18 protein-coding genes are annotated in these 18,788 nt (G+C 69.7%); 8 read left to right on the top strand and 10 right to left on the bottom strand.

Translation table 11 applies throughout. The features are described from left to right. Positions 1–664 (top strand): IS3 family transposase (locus tag ACJQWM_RS11435; RefSeq protein ID WP_411306839.1); only part of this gene is annotated, 664 nt, incomplete at its 5' end. A 201-nt stretch (positions 665–865) separates the two neighbouring features. Here the strand turns inward: ACJQWM_RS11435 and ACJQWM_RS11430 are convergent. After that, on the bottom strand, positions 866–2,665 hold the full coding sequence (locus ACJQWM_RS11430) for an SLC13 family permease (protein WP_411306838.1): 1,800 nt from the start codon (positions 2,663–2,665) through the stop codon (positions 866–868). A 135-nt stretch (positions 2,666–2,800) separates the two neighbouring features. Here ACJQWM_RS11430 and ACJQWM_RS11425 point away from each other — a divergent pair, with 135 nt between their 5' ends. Both ACJQWM_RS11425 and ACJQWM_RS11420 read left to right on the top strand, forming a co-directional pair. Continuing rightward, positions 2,801–3,931: a sensor histidine kinase gene (locus tag ACJQWM_RS11425; protein ID WP_332707503.1), complete on the top strand. Its 1,131-nt coding sequence runs from the start codon at positions 2,801–2,803 to the stop codon at positions 3,929–3,931. A gap of 32 nt (positions 3,932–3,963) precedes the next feature. Continuing rightward, on the top strand, positions 3,964–4,398 hold the full coding sequence (locus ACJQWM_RS11420; RefSeq protein WP_332707508.1) for a response regulator: 435 nt from the start codon (positions 3,964–3,966) through the stop codon (positions 4,396–4,398). A gap of 302 nt (positions 4,399–4,700) precedes the next feature. On the opposite strand, the gene ACJQWM_RS11415 is transcribed toward ACJQWM_RS11420, so the two are convergent. From ACJQWM_RS11415 to ACJQWM_RS11400, 4 genes are all read right to left on the bottom strand, one after another. After that, positions 4,701–5,417 (bottom strand): 2OG-Fe(II) oxygenase, encoded by a 717-nt coding sequence (locus ACJQWM_RS11415; protein WP_332707510.1) that lies wholly within the window; start codon positions 5,415–5,417, stop codon positions 4,701–4,703. Positions 5,418–5,560: 143 nt separating this feature from the next. Next, the gene (locus ACJQWM_RS11410) at positions 5,561–6,661 is read right to left on the bottom strand and encodes a class 1 fructose-bisphosphatase (RefSeq protein ID WP_332707513.1); all 1,101 of its coding nucleotides are present in this window, start codon (positions 6,659–6,661) and stop codon (positions 5,561–5,563) included. 107 nt (positions 6,662–6,768) lie between these two features. Next, positions 6,769–7,086 (bottom strand): hypothetical protein, encoded by a 318-nt coding sequence (locus tag ACJQWM_RS11405; protein WP_332707516.1) that lies wholly within the window; start codon positions 7,084–7,086, stop codon positions 6,769–6,771. Positions 7,087–7,377: 291 nt separating this feature from the next. Continuing rightward, on the bottom strand, positions 7,378–8,670 hold the full coding sequence (locus ACJQWM_RS11400; RefSeq protein ID WP_411306842.1) for an acetyl-CoA C-acetyltransferase: 1,293 nt from the start codon (positions 8,668–8,670) through the stop codon (positions 7,378–7,380). A 122-nt stretch (positions 8,671–8,792) separates the two neighbouring features. On the opposite strand from ACJQWM_RS11400, the gene ACJQWM_RS11395 reads away from it, so the two are divergent. Continuing rightward, entirely contained in the window at positions 8,793–9,695 is a 903-nt protein-coding gene (locus tag ACJQWM_RS11395) for a hypothetical protein (protein ID WP_332707521.1), read from the top strand. A 109-nt stretch (positions 9,696–9,804) separates the two neighbouring features. Here ACJQWM_RS11395 and ACJQWM_RS11390 read toward each other — a convergent pair whose 3' ends face one another. From ACJQWM_RS11390 to ACJQWM_RS11375, 4 genes are all read right to left on the bottom strand, one after another. Further along, entirely contained in the window at positions 9,805–10,299 is a 495-nt protein-coding gene (locus tag ACJQWM_RS11390; protein ID WP_411306837.1) for a GNAT family N-acetyltransferase, read from the bottom strand. Positions 10,300–10,353: 54 nt separating this feature from the next. Continuing rightward, a complete protein-coding gene (locus ACJQWM_RS11385; RefSeq protein WP_411306841.1) occupies positions 10,354–10,938 on the bottom strand; it encodes a superoxide dismutase family protein in 585 nt (194 codons plus the stop codon). Positions 10,939–11,030: 92 nt separating this feature from the next. Further along, the gene (ntrC, locus tag ACJQWM_RS11380; protein WP_332707527.1) at positions 11,031–12,434 is read right to left on the bottom strand and encodes a nitrogen regulation protein NR(I); all 1,404 of its coding nucleotides are present in this window, start codon (positions 12,432–12,434) and stop codon (positions 11,031–11,033) included. Positions 12,435–12,480: 46 nt separating this feature from the next. Beyond that, on the bottom strand, positions 12,481–13,521 hold the full coding sequence (locus tag ACJQWM_RS11375; RefSeq protein ID WP_411306836.1) for a two-component system sensor histidine kinase NtrB: 1,041 nt from the start codon (positions 13,519–13,521) through the stop codon (positions 12,481–12,483). A gap of 177 nt (positions 13,522–13,698) precedes the next feature. On the opposite strand from ACJQWM_RS11375, the gene ACJQWM_RS11370 reads away from it, so the two are divergent. Further along, complete coding sequence (locus ACJQWM_RS11370; protein ID WP_411306835.1) at positions 13,699–15,003, top strand: SDR family oxidoreductase; 1,305 nt, start codon at positions 13,699–13,701, stop codon at positions 15,001–15,003. After that, on the top strand, positions 15,000–15,479 hold the full coding sequence (locus tag ACJQWM_RS11365; RefSeq protein WP_332707929.1) for a DUF2269 family protein: 480 nt from the start codon (positions 15,000–15,002) through the stop codon (positions 15,477–15,479). The genes ACJQWM_RS11370 and ACJQWM_RS11365 overlap by 4 nt, the downstream gene beginning before the upstream one ends. A 33-nt stretch (positions 15,480–15,512) precedes the next feature. Here the strand turns inward: ACJQWM_RS11365 and ACJQWM_RS11360 are convergent, their stop codons facing one another. After that, a complete protein-coding gene (locus ACJQWM_RS11360; RefSeq protein ID WP_332707931.1) occupies positions 15,513–16,130 on the bottom strand; it encodes a histidine phosphatase family protein in 618 nt (205 codons plus the stop codon). A gap of 135 nt (positions 16,131–16,265) precedes the next feature. Here ACJQWM_RS11360 and ACJQWM_RS11355 point away from each other — a divergent pair, with 135 nt between their 5' ends. Then, positions 16,266–17,384: a polysaccharide pyruvyl transferase family protein gene (locus ACJQWM_RS11355; protein WP_332707933.1), complete on the top strand. Its 1,119-nt coding sequence runs from the start codon at positions 16,266–16,268 to the stop codon at positions 17,382–17,384. Further along, on the top strand, positions 17,381–18,760 hold the full coding sequence (locus tag ACJQWM_RS11350) for a Coenzyme F420 hydrogenase/dehydrogenase, beta subunit C-terminal domain (RefSeq protein ID WP_411306834.1): 1,380 nt from the start codon (positions 17,381–17,383) through the stop codon (positions 18,758–18,760). The genes ACJQWM_RS11355 and ACJQWM_RS11350 overlap by 4 nt, the downstream gene beginning before the upstream one ends. Positions 18,761–18,788: the final 28 nt, after the last annotated feature.

The following is an 18,788-nucleotide window of genomic DNA, read 5'->3' as shown; positions in this document are numbered from 1 at the left end:
CGGCAGTCCGCGGGTGCACGCAGTGCTGCGTGACGAAGGAATCGCCGTTAGCAACAAGCGCATCGCCCGGCTGATGCGCGAGCACGGCCTGAAAGCTCGTAGTGCCAAGCTTTACCGGCGACACGTCGGTCACAAGGTGTTCTACGGGAGCGTGCCGAACAGGCAACTGGACGCCCCGCCCTCGCGCCTCGACCAGGTCTGGGTGGGGGACGTGACGTACTTGAAGGTGCGCGACGGTTGGCGGTACCTGGCGGTGGTCATGGACCGCTACTCGCGTCGCGTGGTGGGCTGGGCGATGGGGATGCGGCGCGACGTGGCTTTGACGCTGGCTGCGCTCAATCGTGCGGTACAGGCGCGCCGACCATCACTCGGACTGGTCTTCCACAGCGACCGGGGCAGCGAGTTCGCCAGCTACGCGTTCCGGCGGCGGCTGCAGGCTTTGGGCGTGCTGCAAAGCATGAACCGACCGCGGTACGTCACTGACAACGCGGCGATGGAATCGTTCTTCAAGTCAATGAAAAGCGACGTCTACCACGGGGTTCGATTCGACCACGACCGGGAACTGCGGCGCGTCATTCACGACTACATCCCGTACTACAACCGACAGCGATTGCACTCCAGCCTTGGGTTCCAATCACCGGTGCAATTCGAGTTGTCGGCGTGATAAAACATCGGTGTCAATAAAAACGGATGAAGTCCCGACCCCGGAGGGGCGGCGTTGTTTGATTTGCGTTGCAGCAACAGCAACAGCAACCGCGGCAGCGGCAGGGTCAAATTGACTCCCAGCGGGTCGCTGGAATGACGGCAATGGCACCCGAGGTTGGATGACCGCAGCAGCGCGGCTGGCCACACCCCGAAGTGGGTATCAGATTGTGAACGGCCACAGCGGCCCGTCCAACCACAACCAACGCGCCATCCACGCGCTGACCAGCGCGATCAGCACCGTCAGCGGCAGCCCCATGCGCAGGAAGTCGGTGAAGCGGTACTGGCCCGGCCCCAAAATCAGCAAGTTGCCGTGGTGGCCGATAGGTGTAAGGAACGACGCCACCGCGCCCAAGGCGGTGCAGACCACGAACGGAGTCGGCGGCAGGCCCAGCGAGTGCGCAAGCGACACCGCGATCGGACCGAGCAGCACCGTGGTCGCCGCATCCGAGAGTATCTGGGTCAGCAGGCCGGCGATCGAGAACATCACCAGCAGCACCGCCAGCGCCGGCCATTGCGCGACCACTTGCAGCAATCCCTGCGCCAGCAACTGCGCGGTACCGGTCTGCTCCATCGCGATGCCCAGCGGGATCACGCCGGCGATCATCACGAACACGCGCACGTCGATTTCGCGGTAGGCCTGGCCGATGTCGACGCAGCGCGTGGCGACGATCGCCACCGCGCCGAACAGGAAGGCCAGTGCCGGCGGCAGCCATTCGGCCGCTGCGGCCAACACGGTCAACGCCAGGATCCCCAGCGCCAGCGGTGCACGCACGCGCCGCTTGGCCTCGCCGGCGAACGGCACCAGCATCAGAAAACCATGGTGCGCGGCCAACTCGGTGAAGCGCGAGGGCCGGCCCCATAACACCAGCAGGTCGCCCTCGCGCAGGCGCGCGTCGGCCAGCCGCAGCGTGATCGCTCCGCCTCGGCGCCACAGGCCGGCGATCACCGCGTGGAACTGGCGCGAGAAATCCAGCTCGCGGATGCTGCGGCCGATGAATTCCGAACCCGGCGCGACCACGGCCTGCACCAGCTGGGGTTCGCCCTCGCCGGTCGCGGTGTCGCCAAAACGCGCGATGGCGCGCAAGGCCAGGCCCTGGTCGTCGTGCAGCGAGGCCAGGGCATCGGCCGAGGCCTCCACCAGCAACACGTCGCCCTTGAGCAACCGGCTGCTGTCGCCGAGGTCGCGGCGCAGGACACCGTCGCGCAGCCAGCCGAGCATGCGGAAGCGGTCGCCCAGCGCCTTCTGCAGCTCGGCCAATGGCCGCGTGTTCCAACGCGAGCCGTCGACGATCAGCAGCTCGGTGCGGTAGCGGTCCAGTCGCAGGTATTCGTCGTCGCCGGTTTCGCCGCCACGCTTGGGCAGCAGCCAGCGCGCGAGCAGCATGTAGGCCATGCCGATCAGCACCAGCGCAAGGCCGATCGGCGTGATCGAGAAGATCCCCAGGCCCGGCGCCCCGCTACGCTGGATCAGGTCGTTGGCCAGCAGGAACGCCGGTGCGCTGACCAGGGTCAGGGTGGTGCCGAGCGAGGCCGCAAACGACATCGGCATCAGCAGGCGCGAGGCCGACAGGCGTTGCGCCTTGGCATGGCGGGTGAGGATCGGCAGCATCATCGCGGTCACCATCACGTGGTGGGTGAACGATGACAACGCCGCGACCGTCGGCATCACCACCGCGACCGCGCGGCTCTCGCTCCTGCCGCTGGCCTGGCCGACCCACTGGCCGATGCGCTCGGTGATGCCGGTGGCGGCCAGGCCGCCGGAAATCACGAACACCGCCGCGACGATGATCGCCGGCTCGCTGGCGAAACCCGACAACGCCTGCTCCGAATCGAGCACGCCGCTGACCACCAGCGCCAGCAGCGTCAGCATCGCGGTCACGTCCACCCGCAGGCGCTCACTGATGAACAGGTACAGCGCACCGGCGAGGATCAGCAGGAAGATGATCTGGGGCAGCTCCATGGCCGGCATTGTGGGGGATATCGCAAAAGGGTGATATTGCATCGGCAGCCCCGCCGGGACGCTCGCGAGATGTCTACCGCGCTATCACGGCGGAGGTCGCTACACTTTTCGTTCACTCGGGAACTGGTGATCTTCTTGTCCGAACCGCGCACCGGCGATGCCGGAAACGACCGCTTCCGCCTGGCAATGGCCGCATCCGGCATCGGCACGGCGATCGTCGACCTGCGGCGGCGCTGGGTCGAGGTCAATCCGGCGCTCGAACGGATGCTCGGATATTCCGCCGAAGAGATGGTCGGGTGGCCGGCCGCCGATTTCACCCATCCCGACGATGCCGCGCGCTCGGCGGCGGCATTGGACGCGCTGGTGGCCGGCGAGCAGGAAACGCTCGATGCACAGCAGCGCTACCTGCACCGCGACGGACACACGGTGTGGACACACGCCCACCTCGCGCTGATGCGCGATGCGAGCGGTGCGCCGCAGTACCTGCTGGTGCAACTGCGCGATGTCAGCGAGCAGAACCCCGCGGAGGCGGAGCTGCGGGCCAGCTCAGCCTCGCGCGAGCACCCGCTGGACGCCTCCAACCGGCAGTTGCAGATGTTCGTCGACGCGGTCTCGCACGACTTGCGGGCGCCGTTGCGCTCGATCGAGAGTTTTTCCGAGCGGCTGGCCGAGCGTTGCCACCAGCAGCTCGACGAGACCGGCCGGGATCACCTCGACCGCATCCGCGCCGCCGCCTCGCGCATGAGCAGCCTGCTGGCCGCACTGAGCGAGCTGTCCTACGCCACCCGCGCCGAGATGAAGCCCGCGGCGGTCGACCTGAGCCTGTTGGCCGACTGGGTCGCCGCCGAACTGCAGGAGGCCGAGCCTGAGCGGAGCGGCCAGGTCCAGGTGCAGCCGGGGTTGTGTGGATACGGTGACGAACGCCTGCTCAAGCTGATGCTCGCCCATTTGATCGGCAACGCCTGGAAATTCTCGCGCGGCAGCGAGCCGCCGCACGTCGAGGTCGGCGGGAAGTCCGACGTGCGCGGGCTACGGCTGCACGTGCGCGACACCGGCAGCGGCTTTGACATGCGCTATGCGCACAAGCTGTTCGAGCCGTTCCAGCGCCTGCACGGTCCCGACCAGGGCGGCGGCCATGGCCTCGGCCTGGCCATCGCCCAGCGCATCGCCGAACGCCACGGCGGCGGCATCCGGGCCGAATCGGTGCCGGGCTCCGGCAGCACGTTTCACCTGCAGTTACCTGCCGCCCCCGCGGCTGATGTCTAATGGGGCGTTGAGCGCAATCTGGAAAGCAATCGATGCACAAGGAAATCCTGCTGGTCGAAGACAACCCCGATGACGTCGAGCTGACCCGGCTCGCGTTCGAGGAGGCGAAGGTCGCCAACCGGCTGGTGGTGGTCGGTGACGGCGCCGAGGCGCTGGACTACCTGTTCGCACGCGGCAAGTACGCCGACCGCGACGCGTCCGAGCTGCCGTCGATCGTGCTGCTGGACCTCAACCTGCCCAAGGTCGACGGCCGCGAAGTGCTGCAGGCCATCCGCGGCAGCGAGGCCACCCGCACGCTGCCGGTGGTGGTGCTGACCACCAGCGCCGAGCCGTTCGATGTCGAGGCCAGCTACGCGCTGGGCGTGAACAGCTACATCCAGAAGCCGGTGGATTTCGAGCAGTTCGTATGGGCGGTCAAGCAGGTCGGCCTGTACTGGCTGGTGCTGAACCATCCGCGCACTGCGTAGCTGATTGCTGCCGCTCTGTCCGGCGCTCTGACCTGACTGACCTGACCCGACTGGACGGTCCTGACCGGCTCGGCGCCACGTCGCCATGCCAGCGAACGCTGATCGCCATCCTGATGATGTAGATCCGCCGTCGCGGTCGCCGTCGCGAGCCGCTGCAGCTGCCGTTGCCGTTGATCCCCAACGTCACCGATCCACCTCGCCACTGTGGCGTTACGAAATGGATTAGTTGGCGTTGACGTCAACGGCGAACGCAAAAGCAACAGCAACGGCGGCGTCATCGCGGCGATCTGGCGATCGAAAAATCAACTGCCCCCGTACAGCCGCTCGGCGCGCTGGAACAGCACCCAACTTGTTGCGATGACCTTGTCGCCACCCTGCGGCCGGTTGCCGCGATGGGTGTGGGTGAATGCGGCCGGCGCGATCAGCAGCGAACCGGTACGCGGCGCGATCTTGCGCTGCTGGTACAGGAACTCGGTCTCGCCTTCCTCGAACCCATCGTTGAGATACATCGTCCACAGCAGGTGCCGGTGCAGCGTCTCGGCCGAGCGGTCGCGCGGGTACAACTCGCAGTGCCAATAGGGATAGCCGCCACGACCGGCGCTGTAACGCTGCAGGTTGATCGCGCCGGGCCGCAGCACCGTCTTGATGACGTCGGCCAGGGCTGCGTCGGGCATCGCGTGCACGCGCTCGGCGGTCAGCCGGTGGCGCGAGCCGTCCGGGTCCGGGGTTTCCAGCATCAGCGGTGCGATCAGGGTGTGCGGATAACGCCGCAGGTAAGTCATCAGTCCGGTGAACACGGCGGTGTTGAGTGCCGCCTCCGCCTCGCGCCAGTCGGTACGGCCGCTGATGGTGAGATCGCGGCTGTCCTTCAGTTGCGGCATCACCCCGCTGCCGACCCGGCCGGGCGCGCTGTCGGGGCTTGCGGCAAAGCGCTCGACCAGCGCCTGGCAGGTGTCCGGCGCGAGTGCGTCCGGATAGAGCTCGATGAAGTCGTGCAGCGGGGCGGGGTCGGCAGACATGCGGGCTCCTGAAGGAATGACGGCGCAAGCGGCCATGCTCGCACGCGGCCCAGGCTTGCAGGAGCGCCGCAGGCGGCGATGCGCCGGCCACGTGCGCTCAAGCTCCGGCGTCTGCGCGGGCGCGGATCGCGACCCCGTCGGACTCAGGCGCGGGATTCCGCCTCGTCCTGGTCGGCCCGGCGGTGGTACTCCACTGCCGCCTCGACTTCCTGCCTGCTGCCGAGGAACACCGGCACGCGCTGGTGCAGGTGCTCCGGCTGCACCTCCAGCATCCGCTGACGCCCGGTGCTCGCCGCGCCGCCGGCCTGCTCTATCAACAGGCTCATCGGGTTGGCCTCGTACATCAGCCGCAGCTTGCCGCCTTGTGCTGCGCACTTGCGGTCGAGGGGATAGCTGAAGATGCCGCCGCGGGTCAGGATGCGGTGCACGTCGGCCACCATCGAAGCCACCCAGCGCATGTTGAAGTCCTTGCCGCGCGGGCCTTCGGTGCCGGCCAGCAGGTCGCCGACGTAGGCCTGCATCGGCGCTTCCCAGAAGCGCTGGTTGGACATGTTGACCGCGAACTCGCGGGTCTGCTCGGGAATGCGCATGTCGCGCGTGGTCAGCATGAAGCTGCCGACCTCGCGGTCCAGCGTGAACGCATGGGTGCCGTGGCCGATGGTCAGCACCAGCATCGTGCTTGGCCCGTAGGTGCAGTAGCCGGCGGCGACCTGCGCGCTGCCCGGCTGAAGGAAGTGCTCGTCGCCCGGCGTGGTCACGTCCTTCGGGCAGCGCAGCACCGAGAAGATCGTGCCGACCGAGATGTTGACGTCGATGTTGGACGAGCCGTCCAGCGGGTCGAACAGCAATAGGTAATTACCGCGCCCGTAGGCGTCGGAGACCGGCTGGCTGTGGTCCATCTCCTCGGAGGCCAGGGCGGCCAGGTGACCGCCCCAGGCGTTGGCTTCGAGCAGGATCTCGTTGGACAGCACGTCGAGCTTCTTCTGCGCCTCGCCCTGGATGTTGATGCTGGCGGCGCCGGGGCTGCCGGCGTCCCCGAGCACGCCGCCCAGCGCGCCCTTGCCGACCGCGATCGAGATCGTCTTGCAGGCCCGCGCGACGACTTCCACCAGCAGCCGCAGGTCCGGGGTGATGGCGCCGGCGCGTTGCGCCTCGAGCAGGAAACGGGTCAGTGACACCGGCGCCTGTGCCGGCGTGCCGGGTGGCTCCGGGGCCGGCGCGGCAGCCGACTCGGAGAGGGACATGGCAGGCGGCTGCGACAGACGGGTCATAGGCGAGCAGGGCAGTGGCGAGGGAGCGTCATTGTCGCCGATGGCCCGCCCATCGGAAATGCAGCATGCACGCGCCGCCGTTACGCCGCGAGGTCCGGCGCGGTCGCGCGCGTGATCTGCCGGCGCGCCACCGCGGCGAGGGTCTCGCGTGCCATTGCCAGCATCATCAGCGGCGCGGCCGGATCGGCGGAGTTGATCGCGCGCTTGGCCGCCTCGATAACGTCGGCGGCGGCGGTTGTCCCGTCGCCGACCAGCATCGCCCGCAAGCTACGCAGATGGGTGTCGAGTCGGCGCTCGAAGTCGGGCTCCAGCCCACCACCGGCCCGGCGGACAGTCTGCGTCATCGTCGCGTCGAGGCGGTCCAGTTCGTTGCGCAGTTCGTCAGCGGAGAAGTTCATACGTTGATTGTCCCGGCAGTGGTCTCATAACTTGAGAACGAAGTGATGATCGCTGCAGACCCGTGAGCGGCCGGTGTAAGTCGGGCGCAACCGCGGCAGTCCTGCATGTCCGGAGCAACGCGAGCCGGAGCCGGCAGCGGCCGTCGCCGCGAGGCGCGCCACGCTGCTCTCTCTGCGCCACTCGTAGGGTGGGCACGCTTTTGGTGCCCACCGCCCGTCATTCTCATCGCCACGCCGATGGTGGGCACAGCAAGCGTGCCTACCCTACGGCTGCAAGAGAAGATACCCGGCTCAGCGCTCCAGGATCGCGACCACGCCCATGCCGCCGGCGGTGCAGATCGACACCAGGCAGCGGCCGCCGCCACGGGCCTTGAGTTCCCTGGCCGCGCTCGCGACGATCCGTGCGCCGGTCGCGGCGAACGGATGGCCCGTGGCCAGCGACGAGCCGTTGGGATTGATTCGGGCGGGGTCGATCCGACCCAGCGGCGCCTCGCGGCCGAGCCGGTGGCGGCAGTACTCCTCGCTCTCCCACGCACGCAAGGTGCACAGCACCTGCGCGGCGAACGCCTCGTGGATCTCGTAGAAATCGAAATCCTGTAGCGCCAGCCCGTTGCGCCGGAGCATTTCCGGCACGGCGATGGTAGGTGCCATCAGCAGGCCTTCGCCATGGACGAAGTCGACCGCGGCGGTCTGCGCATCGCGCAGGTGGCACAGCACCTCGTGGCCATGCTTCTGCGCCCATTCCTCCGAGCCGAGCAGGCACGCCGAGGCGCCATCGGTCAGCGGCGTCGAATTGGCCGCGGTCAGGGTGCCGCGGCCGGAGCTGCGGTCGAACGCCGGCTTGAGCGAGGCCAGCTTCTCCAGCGTGCTGTCGGCGCGCAGGTTGTTGTCGCGCGACACGCCGCGAAAGCTCACCACCAGGTCGTCGAAGAAGCCGCGCTCGTACGCAGCCGCCAGCTTGCGATGCGAACTCAGCGCCCACTCGTCCTGCGAGTCGCGCGAGATGTTCCACTCCTTGGCCATGTCCTCGCAGTGCTCGCCCATGCTCTTGCCGGTACGCGGCTCGGCCACGCCGGGAAACTCCGGCCTGAGTTCGCGCAGCGCAAAGCCCTTGAACGCGGCGAGCTTGTCGCGCGGCGCCTTGGCCGCGGCGGCGGCCAGCAGGCGCCGCCGCAGCGACTTGCCATAGACGATCGGCACGTCGGAGGTGCTGTCGGACCCGCCGCCGATGCCCGACTCGATCTGGCCGGTGGCGATCTTGTTGGCCACGGTGATGATCGAATCCAGCGAGGTGCCGCACGCGCGCTGCAGGGTGATGCCCGGCGTCAGCGGCGACAAGCCCGAGGACAACGCCGCCTCGCGGCCGAGGTTCCAGTCGTTGCTGTGCTTGATCACCGCGCCCATCGCGACCTCGCCGAGCTGCTGGCCGTGCAGCCCGAACCGCTCCACCAGCGCTCCCAGCGTGCGCACCGACATGCCGAGATTGCCGACGTCCGCGTACGCGGTGTTCTGCCGGCAAAAAGGAATGCGGACGCCACCGAGCACGGCGACGGGACGGACTGGGCGCATCGGATCACCTCGCAGAGAACGCTTGGACAGCCTGCCGGCAATGGTGTCGGGGCATAATGAAAAACAAGTGTAGCGCCGCGTCCGCAGGTGACCAAACGCCTGCGTATCGAAACTGCCATCGCAATCACAAGGCCGCAATGACCCAGAGCTACACCGACCGCCCCGCCGCCCTGCACGTCCTAGGCGCACTGGCACTGGAACTGAAGGGCGACGCGGCGGTGGCACGCGCGGCGCTGGCGCAGGCGCAGGTCGGCGAGCTGGGCGCCCTGGTCGCACGCGACCTCGCCACGTTTTCGGCCGAAGCCGCGGCACTGGAGCTGGTCACCGTCGGCGCGCACTATGACCCGGTCGAGATGCTGCGCCCGGGCTGGCCGCTGCATCGCGAACTCGACCAGCTTGCCGCCCGCGCGCCCGGCGACGCGCGCAGCCGGGTGATCGCATTCGGCGCGCACCAGGACCAGTTGCCCGGCAGCCTGGCGCCGTCGCCCGACTACGCCGGCGGGCCGCTGCGGCTGATGCCGTTCGTGCTCGGTGGCGATGCCGACACCGTGGCGCGGGTCGGCGCCGAGCTGGAGTCGGACCTGCTCGAGCGCGGCATGGCCGGCGCCGGCACTGCCCTCGCCGCGCAGGCCGCGTTCGGCCTGCAGGTCGAGCACGCGCGCTACCTCACCGTGCACGACCTGGCCGCGATGATGGCGATGCAGTACGACCATGCCGGCCTCGCGCCGCTGTGGCCGCTGCTGGAAACCGCGCTGCTGCAGCCCGATGCCGAAGAGTGGCTCGACAACCCGCCCGAGCCGCTGCTGCGCTACGCCGGCGGCGAGGCCCGCATCGCATTGTTCTCGCCGCACGCGTGGCAGGCGCGCTACGCCGCCGAAGCGCCATGCGACACCGACCAGGCGCGCGAACGCCTGCACCGCCGGCACCAGCATTTCGAAGCGCGCCAGCGCCAGTTTGCCGCGGTACTGCACGCGCATGCGGTGCCGGTGACGTTCGTGCATTGCGACCACGCCGGGGATTGCCGCGACTTGCTGCGGTAGACCAGCGCTTTTCGTAGGAGCGGCTTCAGCCGCGAGCCTTTCAATTCGCCGCGACGATGAGCGAGAGCTCGCGGCTGAAGCCGCTCCTACAGGAGCCTCCGGCGACGCTTCAATCGGGCCTGGGGAATTCCTGCTCGAAGATCCGGTAGCCGGCATCCTCCATCCCAAGTGCATGGTAGGTGCGCTGCGCCCTGTCGTTGTCGCGCTCCACGTACAGGCGCAGACCGACCACGCCAGGCGTCTTTTTCGCCAGCTGCTCGACGTGCCGGTACAGCGCTGCGAACACGCCATGGCGGCGGTGTTCGGGCGGCACGTACACGCTCTGGATCCACCACCAGTCGCCGTTGCGCCAGTCGCTCCATTCGCGGGTCAGCATCAGCGTGCCGACCGGCAGCGCGATGGTTTCGCCGCCGGCGACCTCGGCCTGCTGCATCGCGACGTAGTAGCGCGCCTTCGCGGCGTCGCCGAGGCCGGCTGCGACCCCGGCGCGGGTGGTGTCGGGATCGAGGTTCTTGTGTTCGGTTTCCCACGCCATCGCGACCGCCCAGTCGGCGAGCAGGTCGCGGTCACCGGCGTGGGCGTCACGGATGCGCAGGCAGGTCATGCGGTCATCGTAGCGCCGTGGCTGCGGACATGCCGGCGCAGTCAGCCGGCAGCCTCAGCCGTCGACCCTGATCACGCCGCAGGCGACCCGCGCGCCGGCGTCGCCGGACGGCTGGCTGCTGTAGTCATCGGGCTGCGCGTGCACGATGACCGCGCGGCCGGCGAGGTCATTGGCCGCGCCGCCTCCCAGGGTCACGTTGCGTGCGTGCCCATCGACCTGCGCCACGCCCTCGGCATTGGCCGAGATGTTGTTCATGTCGCCGGCGTGGTGGGTCGGGGTATCGACCTTGCCATGCGGGTTGCCGGCCGGGGCGAAGTGGCCACCGGCGCTGCTGGCATCGGCCGCGCTGCAGTCACCGTTCTCGTGGATGTGGATCCCGTGGCTGCTGTTGGCGGTGAGGCCGCCGACCTCGCCGGCCACGCGCACGCCGTCGGGTGTCGGCACCAGGTTGAGCGTGCCGCTGACCAGGCTGCCGGAGGCCGAGGCGAGGTTGACCGTGGCCGACTCGGCGGTCGACACCGGCACCGACGCAGGGGCGGGCGCGGGCGCACCGGGCGCGTCGGAAGCCGGTGGCGCCGAGCTGCAGCCGATCAGGCCCACGGCGCAGAGGCTGGCGAGCAGGACGGTCTTCATGGAAATCTCCTTGGCGGAAATGGTCGGGATAAAGGTAAATCCTCGCCGCACGCTAGCCCGCGTCCGGTTCAGGTTGGGTGAACAGACCAGTAGAGGCGTCAGCCCCGTGGCGGCGCCGGCTTGAGTTTGCGGCTCAGGGTGTTGCGGCCCAAGCCCAGCCGTGCAGCGGCCTCGGCCCGGCGGCCGCCGGTGTGCTCGAGTGCGGCTTCAAGCAGCACTCGGTCGAGGCGTTCGCGTGCGGTCGCGTGGATGTCACGTGTACCGGCGTCCAACTGCTCGCGCGTCCATGCCCGCAGCTGCGCATCCCAGTCGGCAGAAGGCTGGGACACGGCGTGGCCGAATGCGTCGTCGACATCGGCCAGCCCGATCGCGTCGCTCGGCGCCAGCGCCGCCAGCCGCCAGCACAGGTTCTCCAGCTCACGCACGTTGCCGGGCCAGGGATGCGCGAGCAGGCGCTCCACCGCCGGCCGGCTCAGGCGCTTGACCGGCGCCTTGAACTTGCCGGCGGCCACCGCCAGGAAACGTTCGGCCAGCCGCGGTACGTCCTCGCGCCGTTCGCGCAGCGGCGGCAGCCGCAGCCGCACCACGTCGAGCCGGTGCAGCAGGTCGGCGCGGAATCGGCCGTCCGCTACCAGCGCCTCCAGATCCTGGTGGGTCGCGGCGACCACCCGCACGTCGACCCGGATCAGCTCGCGGCCGCCGACGCGGAAGAATTCGCCTTCGGCCAGCACCCGCAGCAGCCGGGTCTGCAACGGCAGCGGCATGTCGCCGATTTCGTCCAGGAACAGCGTGCCGCCGTCGGCCTGCTCGAAGCGCCCGGGGTGGCGCCGTTGCGCACCGGTGAACGCGCCGGCCTCGTGGCCGAACAGCTCCGACTCGAGCAACTCCGAGGGAATCGCCGCGGTGTTGAGCGCGACGAAGGGCCGCGAGGCGCGCGGCGACTCCCGGTGCAGCGCGCGGGCGACCAGCTCCTTGCCGGTGCCGGTCTCGCCGATGATCAGCACCGACAAGGGCGCCTGGGCCAGCCGGCCGATCGCGCGAAACAGCGTCTGCATCGCCGCGCTGTGGCCGATCAGAGCCTGGCCGCCAGGCGCGGCACCGGACTCGGGCAGCGTGCGCTCGCCCGCATCGTGCGCGTCGCCCAGGGTGCGTGCCGCCAGTGCGACCGCGTGGTCCAGGTCGAACGGTTTGGACAGGAACTCATGCGCACCCCCGCGGAATGCGCCGGCGGTGCTGGCAACGTCGGTGTAGGCGCTCATCACGATCACCGGCAGCTGCGGCGCGCGCGCCTTGAGCTTGTCCAGCAGCACCAGGCCGTCGTCGCCGGGCATGCGCACGTCGGTGAAGATCAGGTCGGGCGCGCCGCCCTCGCCCAGCGCGGCCAGCGCGTCGGCGGCGTTCTCGAAGGCCTCGATGGTGTAACCGGCCGCGCGCAGCGCAGCGCTCAGCACGAAGCGGATGCTGCGGTCGTCGTCGACGATCCAGATGCGGGCAGTGGTCATGCTGCGACCTCCGGCAGGTTACGACGTCGGCTTTCAGCCGTGCCGCTCATTGCGTCGCTTCCGCTTCGCCGCCCATCGGCAACAGCACCGTGAATACCGTATGCCCCGGGCGCGAGCGGTACGCCAGTGAGCCGCGGTGCTCGCGTGCCACCTGCTGCGCCAGCGCCAGACCGAGGCCGCTGCCTTCGGCGCGGCCCGACACCAGCGGCAGGAACAGGCGCTCGGCCAACGCCTCGGGCACGCCGCGGCCGTCGTCGGCAATCTCCAGGCGCAGCGCGATGGCATGGACTTCATCACCGATGCGCAGCGCGTGCTCGGCGCGGGTGCGCAGGGTTACGCTGCCGGCGCCGGCCTCGATCGCGTTGCGAACCAGGTTCCATACCGCCTGGACCAGCCGGTCCGGATCGCCCGGCAGTTCAGGCAGGCTCGGGTCGTAGTCGCGCACCAGCCGCACCGCCCAGCCGGCGTCGCTCTCGGCCAGGCGCAACACGCGCTCGAGCACGGCGTGGATATTCAGCGGCGCGTGCGCGCGCGGCGGCGACGGGCTCAGCAACTGGTCCAGCAGCGCGCTCAGCCGCGCGACCTCGTCATCGATCAGGGTGACCAGCTCGCGGCCCTCGGCGTCGTCGACGCGCCGCGCCAGCAACTGCGCCGCGCCCTTGACCCCGGCCAGCGGATTGCGCAGCTCATGCGCCAGGCCCTTGAGCGCGGCCGACAGCGCCGAAGGCAACAGCAGCGCCGGGTCCTCGCCGGGAAACTCGTCGACCGGGTGTACCTCCAGCAGGACGCCGCCGTCGGCGTGCCGGCTCAGCCACAGGTCGGCAAACCGGTCCTCGGCGTCGGGGTAGCGCAGGCGCGCGCGGCGCAGCCGCAGCGGCATGGTCTCGCCGGCCAGCCGCGTCAGCGCCGCGGCGAAGCGGCCATCGCCGTCAAGCGCGGCCAGCGCGGTGCCGCGCAGCCGCCGCACGCCGACGCCGAGCCAGCGCGCGAACGCCTGGTTGCCATCGGCGATCCGGCCGTCCTCGTCGGCCCACACCAGCGGCGTGGTGAGGGCGTCGAGGTCGGGTTCGGCGGGGCGCGGCGGCATCGCACCATTCTAGTGCGGTGCGCGCCGATGCCGGCTTTCACCGCACGTTGCGCGGTGGCCGACGACAGTGGTGACCCCTGTCCGCCGGAGTCCCGACATGTCCGCCGCAGGCCCGCGGCCGGTGCGCGGCCGGATGTCGCCAGGCCCCGACTCGGGCGCAGGTGCGCCGGCGCGCGCGTGCCCGGTGCCGCGAGCGAGGTCCGTTTCGTGCGCGTGCTGCTGACCGGTGCCAGCGGATTCCTCGGCGCGGCGCTGGCCGACGCGTTGCGCGCGGCCGGGCATGAGCTGGTGCTGGCTGTGCGCCATCCGCAGCCGCCGCCGCACGCCGGCGACACCATGATCGCCGTCGACTTCACCCGCGATCTCGCCGCGGAGGACTGGCGGCCGCGGTTGACTGGGGTCGATGCGGTGATCAACGCGGTCGGCATCCTGCGCGAGCACGGCGACCAGACCTTCCAGAGCGTGCACGTCGAGGCGCCGCGCGCGTTGTTCGACGCCTGCGTGCAGGCGCAGGTGAGCCGGGTGCTGCAGATCTCCGCACTGGGCGCCGACGCCCACGCCGGCAGCGGCTACCACCGGAGCAAGCACGCCGCCGACGAGCACCTGCTGTCGTTGCCGTTGTCGGCGGTGGTGGTGCAGCCATCGCTGATTTTCGGGCCGCATGGCGCCAGCACGCGGATGTTCAGCGCCGCCGCCGCGCTGCCGTTGATCCCTTTGCCAGGGCGCGGACTGCAGTGCGTGCAGCCGGTACACCTCGACGACGTGTGCGCAGCGGTGCTGCGCCTGCTCGAAGCCACCGCGCCGCCGTCGCGGGTGGCACTGGTCGGGCCGCAATCGCTGACCCTGCGCGCATACCTGGCGGCGCTGCGCGGCGGGCTCGGCCTGAGCCGCGCGCGCTTCCTGCCGGTGCCGATGCCGCTGGTGCGCGCGGCGGTCGCGATCGGCGCGAAGCTGCCCGGCAGCCTTGCCGACGCCGACACCTTGCGCATGCTCGAGCGCGGCAACTGCGCCGACCCCGCGCCGATCAGCCGCCTGCTCGGACGCCCACCGCACTCGGCCGACGCTTTCATCGGCGCGGCCGCGGCGCCGGCGCTGCGCTGCTCGGCGCAACTGCGCCTGTGGCTGCCGCTGCTGCGGCTCAGCGTCGCGCTGGTGTGGCTGGTGACCGGCGTGCTGTCGATCGGGGTGTATCCGGTCGATGACAGCCTGGCGCTGCTCGCGCGCACCGGCATCACCGGCGGGCTCGGGCTGTTCGCGTTGTATGCCGGGGCGACGCTCGACCTGGCGTTCGGCGCGGCGACCCTGTTGATGCGGCGACGGCGCCGGCTGTATCAGGCGCAGCTGCTGGTGATCCTGGCCTACACCGCGATCATCACCTGGCACCTGCCCGGGTTCTGGCTGCACCCCTACGGGCCGATTCTCAAGAACCTGCCGATACTCGCGGCCATCTGGCTGCTGCACGAGACCGAGGAGCGGGCATGAGCGGGTACTTGAACGAGTACACGATCGTGTTGTGGTTGCACATCCTGTCCTCGACGCTGCTGTTCGGCACCGGCATCGGCTCGGCGTTCTACCTGCTGGTCAGCAGCCTCGGCCGTGACCCGCGGGTGGTCGCGGTGGTAGCCGGTCATGTGGTGACCGCCGACTGGCTGTTCACCGCAACGACCATCGTGTTCCAGCCGGCCAGCGGCTTCTATCTGCTGCACCTGGCCGGCATGCCGCTGCAGATGCGCTGGATCACGTGGTCGCTGGTGCTGTACGCGCTCGCGACCGCGTGCTGGCTGCCGGTGATCTGGCTGCAGATGCGCATGCGCGACATCGCCCGCGCCGCCGTGCGCGACGACGTCCCGCTGCCGCCGGCGTACTGGCGGTGCTTCCGGGTGTGGGTGGCGCTCGGGTTTCCGGCGCTGTTGGCGTTCCTGGCGATCTTCTACCTGATGGTGGCCAAGCCGGTCTGAGGCGGGTGGAGGCGTGCCACCCCTACGGAAGGGTCATTCGGGATCTTCGCCCCACAGGGTCGTGCCGCCGGCATTGACCGCGAGAATCCGGATCACGCGATCATCGACTTCCACGATGCTGGTCGAGGCCAGCCCGATCTCGATGCGCTGGAACAGGTCCAGCGGGATGCCGGCGTAGTGCGCGATCGCGGCCTTGATCAGGTCACCGTGGCTGACCACGACCACGGTCGTCTGGGGGTGCCGGAGGCGCAGCTTTTCAAGTCCGATGATCATGCGTGCCTGGGCCTGCAGCATGAACTCGCCATCGGGCACCGGCGCGCAACTGCGCAACGTGTTGAAGCATTCAAACCGCGGGTCCGTGGCGAGCTCATCGAACGTACGGTCGGTCCACTGGCCGAACGCGAGCTCGAGGAAGTCTTCACAGGTCACGACCGGAAGCCCGAGTAGCGTGGCAATCGGTTCGGCGGTTTCGACGGCGCGCTCCAGCGGACTGCTGTAGAGCGCGGCGATGCTCGCGCCCGCCAATTGTTCGGCCAGCGCGCGTGCCTGGCGGCGACCGCGTTGGTCCAAGTGCACGCCGACCATGCGTCCGGCGAGGGACTTGCCGGACGAGGCGATGGCGGCATGGCGGATCAGAAGAAACCTGGTCACTGGCATTCACTGGCAGGTTGCGGGCACCACTCGTGGGTGGGTCGGAGACGCCCTGATGCCGCCCGGGGCGATGCCGTACGGGTGAAGCCGCACGCGCCAGAGCACGCACGGTAAAGCGATCACACCATTTCCGGGATGAGCGTGGTGAAAATCGGGATCCTCACCTTCCATCGCTGCATCAACTACGGGAGCTACTGGCAGGCACGCTGCCTGGCCGAAGGACTGCGCGCGCGCGGCCACGACGTGGTCATCCTGGATCACGCCTCGCGTCGGATCGACCTGGCCGAATGGAAGTGCGCGTTCCGCCCGACCCTGCCGGAGGCGACGCCGAAGGCGGACTACCCGCGTTACCGCGAGAAGATTCTGCGGTTCTTCCGCGCCATTGCCGCGCTGCCGCTGTCGACGCGGTTTCCACTGGATGCACCGCTGGATGCACCTGCCCGGATGGAGCGCTGCGACGTGGTGGTGGTCGGCAGTGACGAGGTGTGGAACCTGCTGCACCCGTGGTATGGGCGCTGCGCGTTGTTCTACGGCGACGGCGTGGGCGGGCAGCGCCTGGTGTCGTATGCGGCCAGCTTCGGCAACTACGACGGTTGGTGCGGACTGGAGCCGGCCTGGGCCGAGAAGCTGCGCAACTTCGAGTCCATTTCGGTGCGCGATCAGTCGTCCCGCGCCATCGTCGAGCAGGCGCTGGGGGTGCAGCCGGAGGTGGTGCTCGATCCGTGCCTGCAGTTTCCACTTGGAGGGCCGCTCGCGAGCGAGGGTCTCGAGCCCGAGGGCCAACCACTGCCGGCGCGTTATCTCGCCCTGTACGGCCACAGCTTTTCCAAATCTTTCGTGGAGCAGGTCCGGCAGTGGGCGCGGCGCAAGAAGCTGCCGGTGATCAGCATCGGCTACCGCAACGATTGGGCCGACCGTCAGTGGATCGGCGCCGGGCCGCACGAGTTCGCGCCGTTCATCGCCGGGGCCGAAGCGGTGGTGACCAATTTCTTCCATGGTTGCGTGTTCGCGCTGCGCAACGCCAAGCCTTTCGCCTGCGAGGAGTCGCGTTACCGCAGCAACAAGCTGCGGGGCCTGATGGCCACCGTCGGCGGGCAGCACCACCTGTTGGCCGAAGGCGCACCGGCAGGCGGATGCGGCCGCCTGCTGGACGCGCCGCCCGGCGCCGCGATGCTCCAGCGGATCGAGCACTTCCGCAGCAGCTCGGCCCGTTACCTCGACCGCGCACTGGCCGCCCCGCCGCAGGCCGGATGAACGCCGCACCCGGTCCTGCCGACATCGTTCGCTCCGGCCTGTGCATCGGCTGCGGCAGTTGCGCCGGCAGGTCCGGCGCAGCCGCGGCGTCGATGCAGTTCGATGCCCACGGACTGCTCCGCCCGGCCGGACCGAGCGAATGGCTGCGCCATGGACCGGAGGACTTCGCCAGTACCTGTCCGTTCTCACCGGCAGCCCTCGACGAGGACCGGCTCGCCGCCGAGCTGTTTCCCCAAGCGCCGCAGCGCAGCGCCGGGGTCGGGCGTTTCGAGGCGGCGTATGTCGGCCATGTCGCCGAGCAGGACTTCCGGCTGCGCGGCAGCTCCGGGGGCATGGTCAGCTGGGTGGCGACCGAGTTGCTGCGTAAGGGCATGATCGACGCGGTCGCCCACGTCGTCGCGGCCGAGCAGCCCGATCGGGAGGGGCGGTTCTTCCGCTACCGGATCTCGCGCAGTGCACGCGATGTCCGCGCCGGCGCGCAGTCCCGGTACTACCCGGTCGAGATGTCGGAGGTGCTCGAGGCAATCGCGGCCGAACCGGGCCGCTACGCCGTGGTCGGTATCCCGTGCTTCATCAAGGCGGTGCAGCTGCTGCGGCGCAAGGACCCGCTGTTCCGGGAGCGCATACGCTACACGCTGGGGCTGTTTTGCGGGCACATGAAAAGCGCCCGGTTCGTGGAGAGCTTGGCGCGGCAGATGGAGGTCGAGCTGCATGAGGTGGCGGGCGTGGAGTTCCGGCACAAGGCGCCGGAGCGTCCGGCCAACTGGTACAACGCCAGGTTCACGCTGCGCGATGGCCGCACCGTCAGCCAGGACTGGTGGCACCTGGCCGACGGCGACTGGGGCGCCGGGTTCTTCATGGCCCCGGCGTGCAACTTCTGCGACGACGTGGTGGCCGAGACCGCCGACGTGTCCTTCGGCGATGCCTGGGTCGAGCCGTATAGCTCGGACTGGCAGGGCACCAACGTGGTGATGGTGCGCTCGCCGGCGGTGGCGCAGCTGATCGACGACGCCCTCGCGGCGGGCCGGCTGCGGCTGGAGGTGGTCGACGACGGCTTCGTCGCGCAGACCCAGGCCGCCGGCCTGCGCCAGCGCCGCGAGGGCCTGGCCTACCGGCTCGCGCGCCGCAGCAGCGGCGTGCCGCCACGCAAGCGCGTCGCGCCCGACGCGCGCTCGCCGGCGGCGCGGCGCAAGCTGATCTACCTCACGCGCCGGGCGATCTCGACCTGGAGCCACCGGATGTTCCGGCTCAGCCGCGCGACCGGCAGCACCGCGTTGTACCTGCGCTGGGCGCGCGTGGCGACGCTGCTGTACCACGCGCTGACCTACCACCGCGGCCCTCTGGGGCAGATCGTCCGGCGCCTGGGCCTGCGCTGAGCGGCGGCGATCGCCCAAGCGATCGTGT

It is taken from the genome of Novilysobacter longmucuonensis, from assembly GCF_046600735.1.
In the GTDB taxonomy this organism is placed as follows: domain Bacteria; phylum Pseudomonadota; class Gammaproteobacteria; order Xanthomonadales; family Xanthomonadaceae; genus Novilysobacter_A; species Novilysobacter_A longmucuonensis.
This window is presented reverse-complemented; position numbering and strand designations above follow the sequence as displayed.

What these genes read in the sequence shown, in the direction of transcription:
- ACJQWM_RS11430 (WP_411306838.1), bottom strand. Translation starts at nt 2,665, where the DNA reads ATGGAGCTGCCCCAGATCATCTTCCTGCTGATCCTCGCCGGTGCGCTG.
- ACJQWM_RS11420 (WP_332707508.1), top strand. Translation starts at nt 3,964, where the DNA reads ATGCACAAGGAAATCCTGCTGGTCGAAGACAACCCCGATGACGTCGAG.
- ACJQWM_RS11415 (WP_332707510.1), bottom strand. Translation starts at nt 5,417, where the DNA reads ATGTCTGCCGACCCCGCCCCGCTGCACGACTTCATCGAGCTCTATCCG.
- ACJQWM_RS11410 (WP_332707513.1), bottom strand. Translation starts at nt 6,661, where the DNA reads ATGTCCCTCTCCGAGTCGGCTGCCGCGCCGGCCCCGGAGCCACCCGGC.
- ACJQWM_RS11405 (WP_332707516.1), bottom strand. Translation starts at nt 7,086, where the DNA reads ATGAACTTCTCCGCTGACGAACTGCGCAACGAACTGGACCGCCTCGAC.
- ACJQWM_RS11395 (WP_332707521.1), top strand. Translation starts at nt 8,793, where the DNA reads ATGACCCAGAGCTACACCGACCGCCCCGCCGCCCTGCACGTCCTAGGC.
- ACJQWM_RS11390 (WP_411306837.1), bottom strand. Translation starts at nt 10,299, where the DNA reads ATGACCTGCCTGCGCATCCGTGACGCCCACGCCGGTGACCGCGACCTG.
- ntrC (WP_332707527.1), bottom strand. Translation starts at nt 12,434, where the DNA reads ATGACCACTGCCCGCATCTGGATCGTCGACGACGACCGCAGCATCCGC.
- ACJQWM_RS11375 (WP_411306836.1), bottom strand. Translation starts at nt 13,521, where the DNA reads ATGCCGCCGCGCCCCGCCGAACCCGACCTCGACGCCCTCACCACGCCG.
- ACJQWM_RS11365 (WP_332707929.1), top strand. Translation starts at nt 15,000, where the DNA reads ATGAGCGGGTACTTGAACGAGTACACGATCGTGTTGTGGTTGCACATC.
- ACJQWM_RS11355 (WP_332707933.1), top strand. Translation starts at nt 16,266, where the DNA reads ATGAGCGTGGTGAAAATCGGGATCCTCACCTTCCATCGCTGCATCAAC.
- ACJQWM_RS11350 (WP_411306834.1), top strand. Translation starts at nt 17,381, where the DNA reads ATGAACGCCGCACCCGGTCCTGCCGACATCGTTCGCTCCGGCCTGTGC.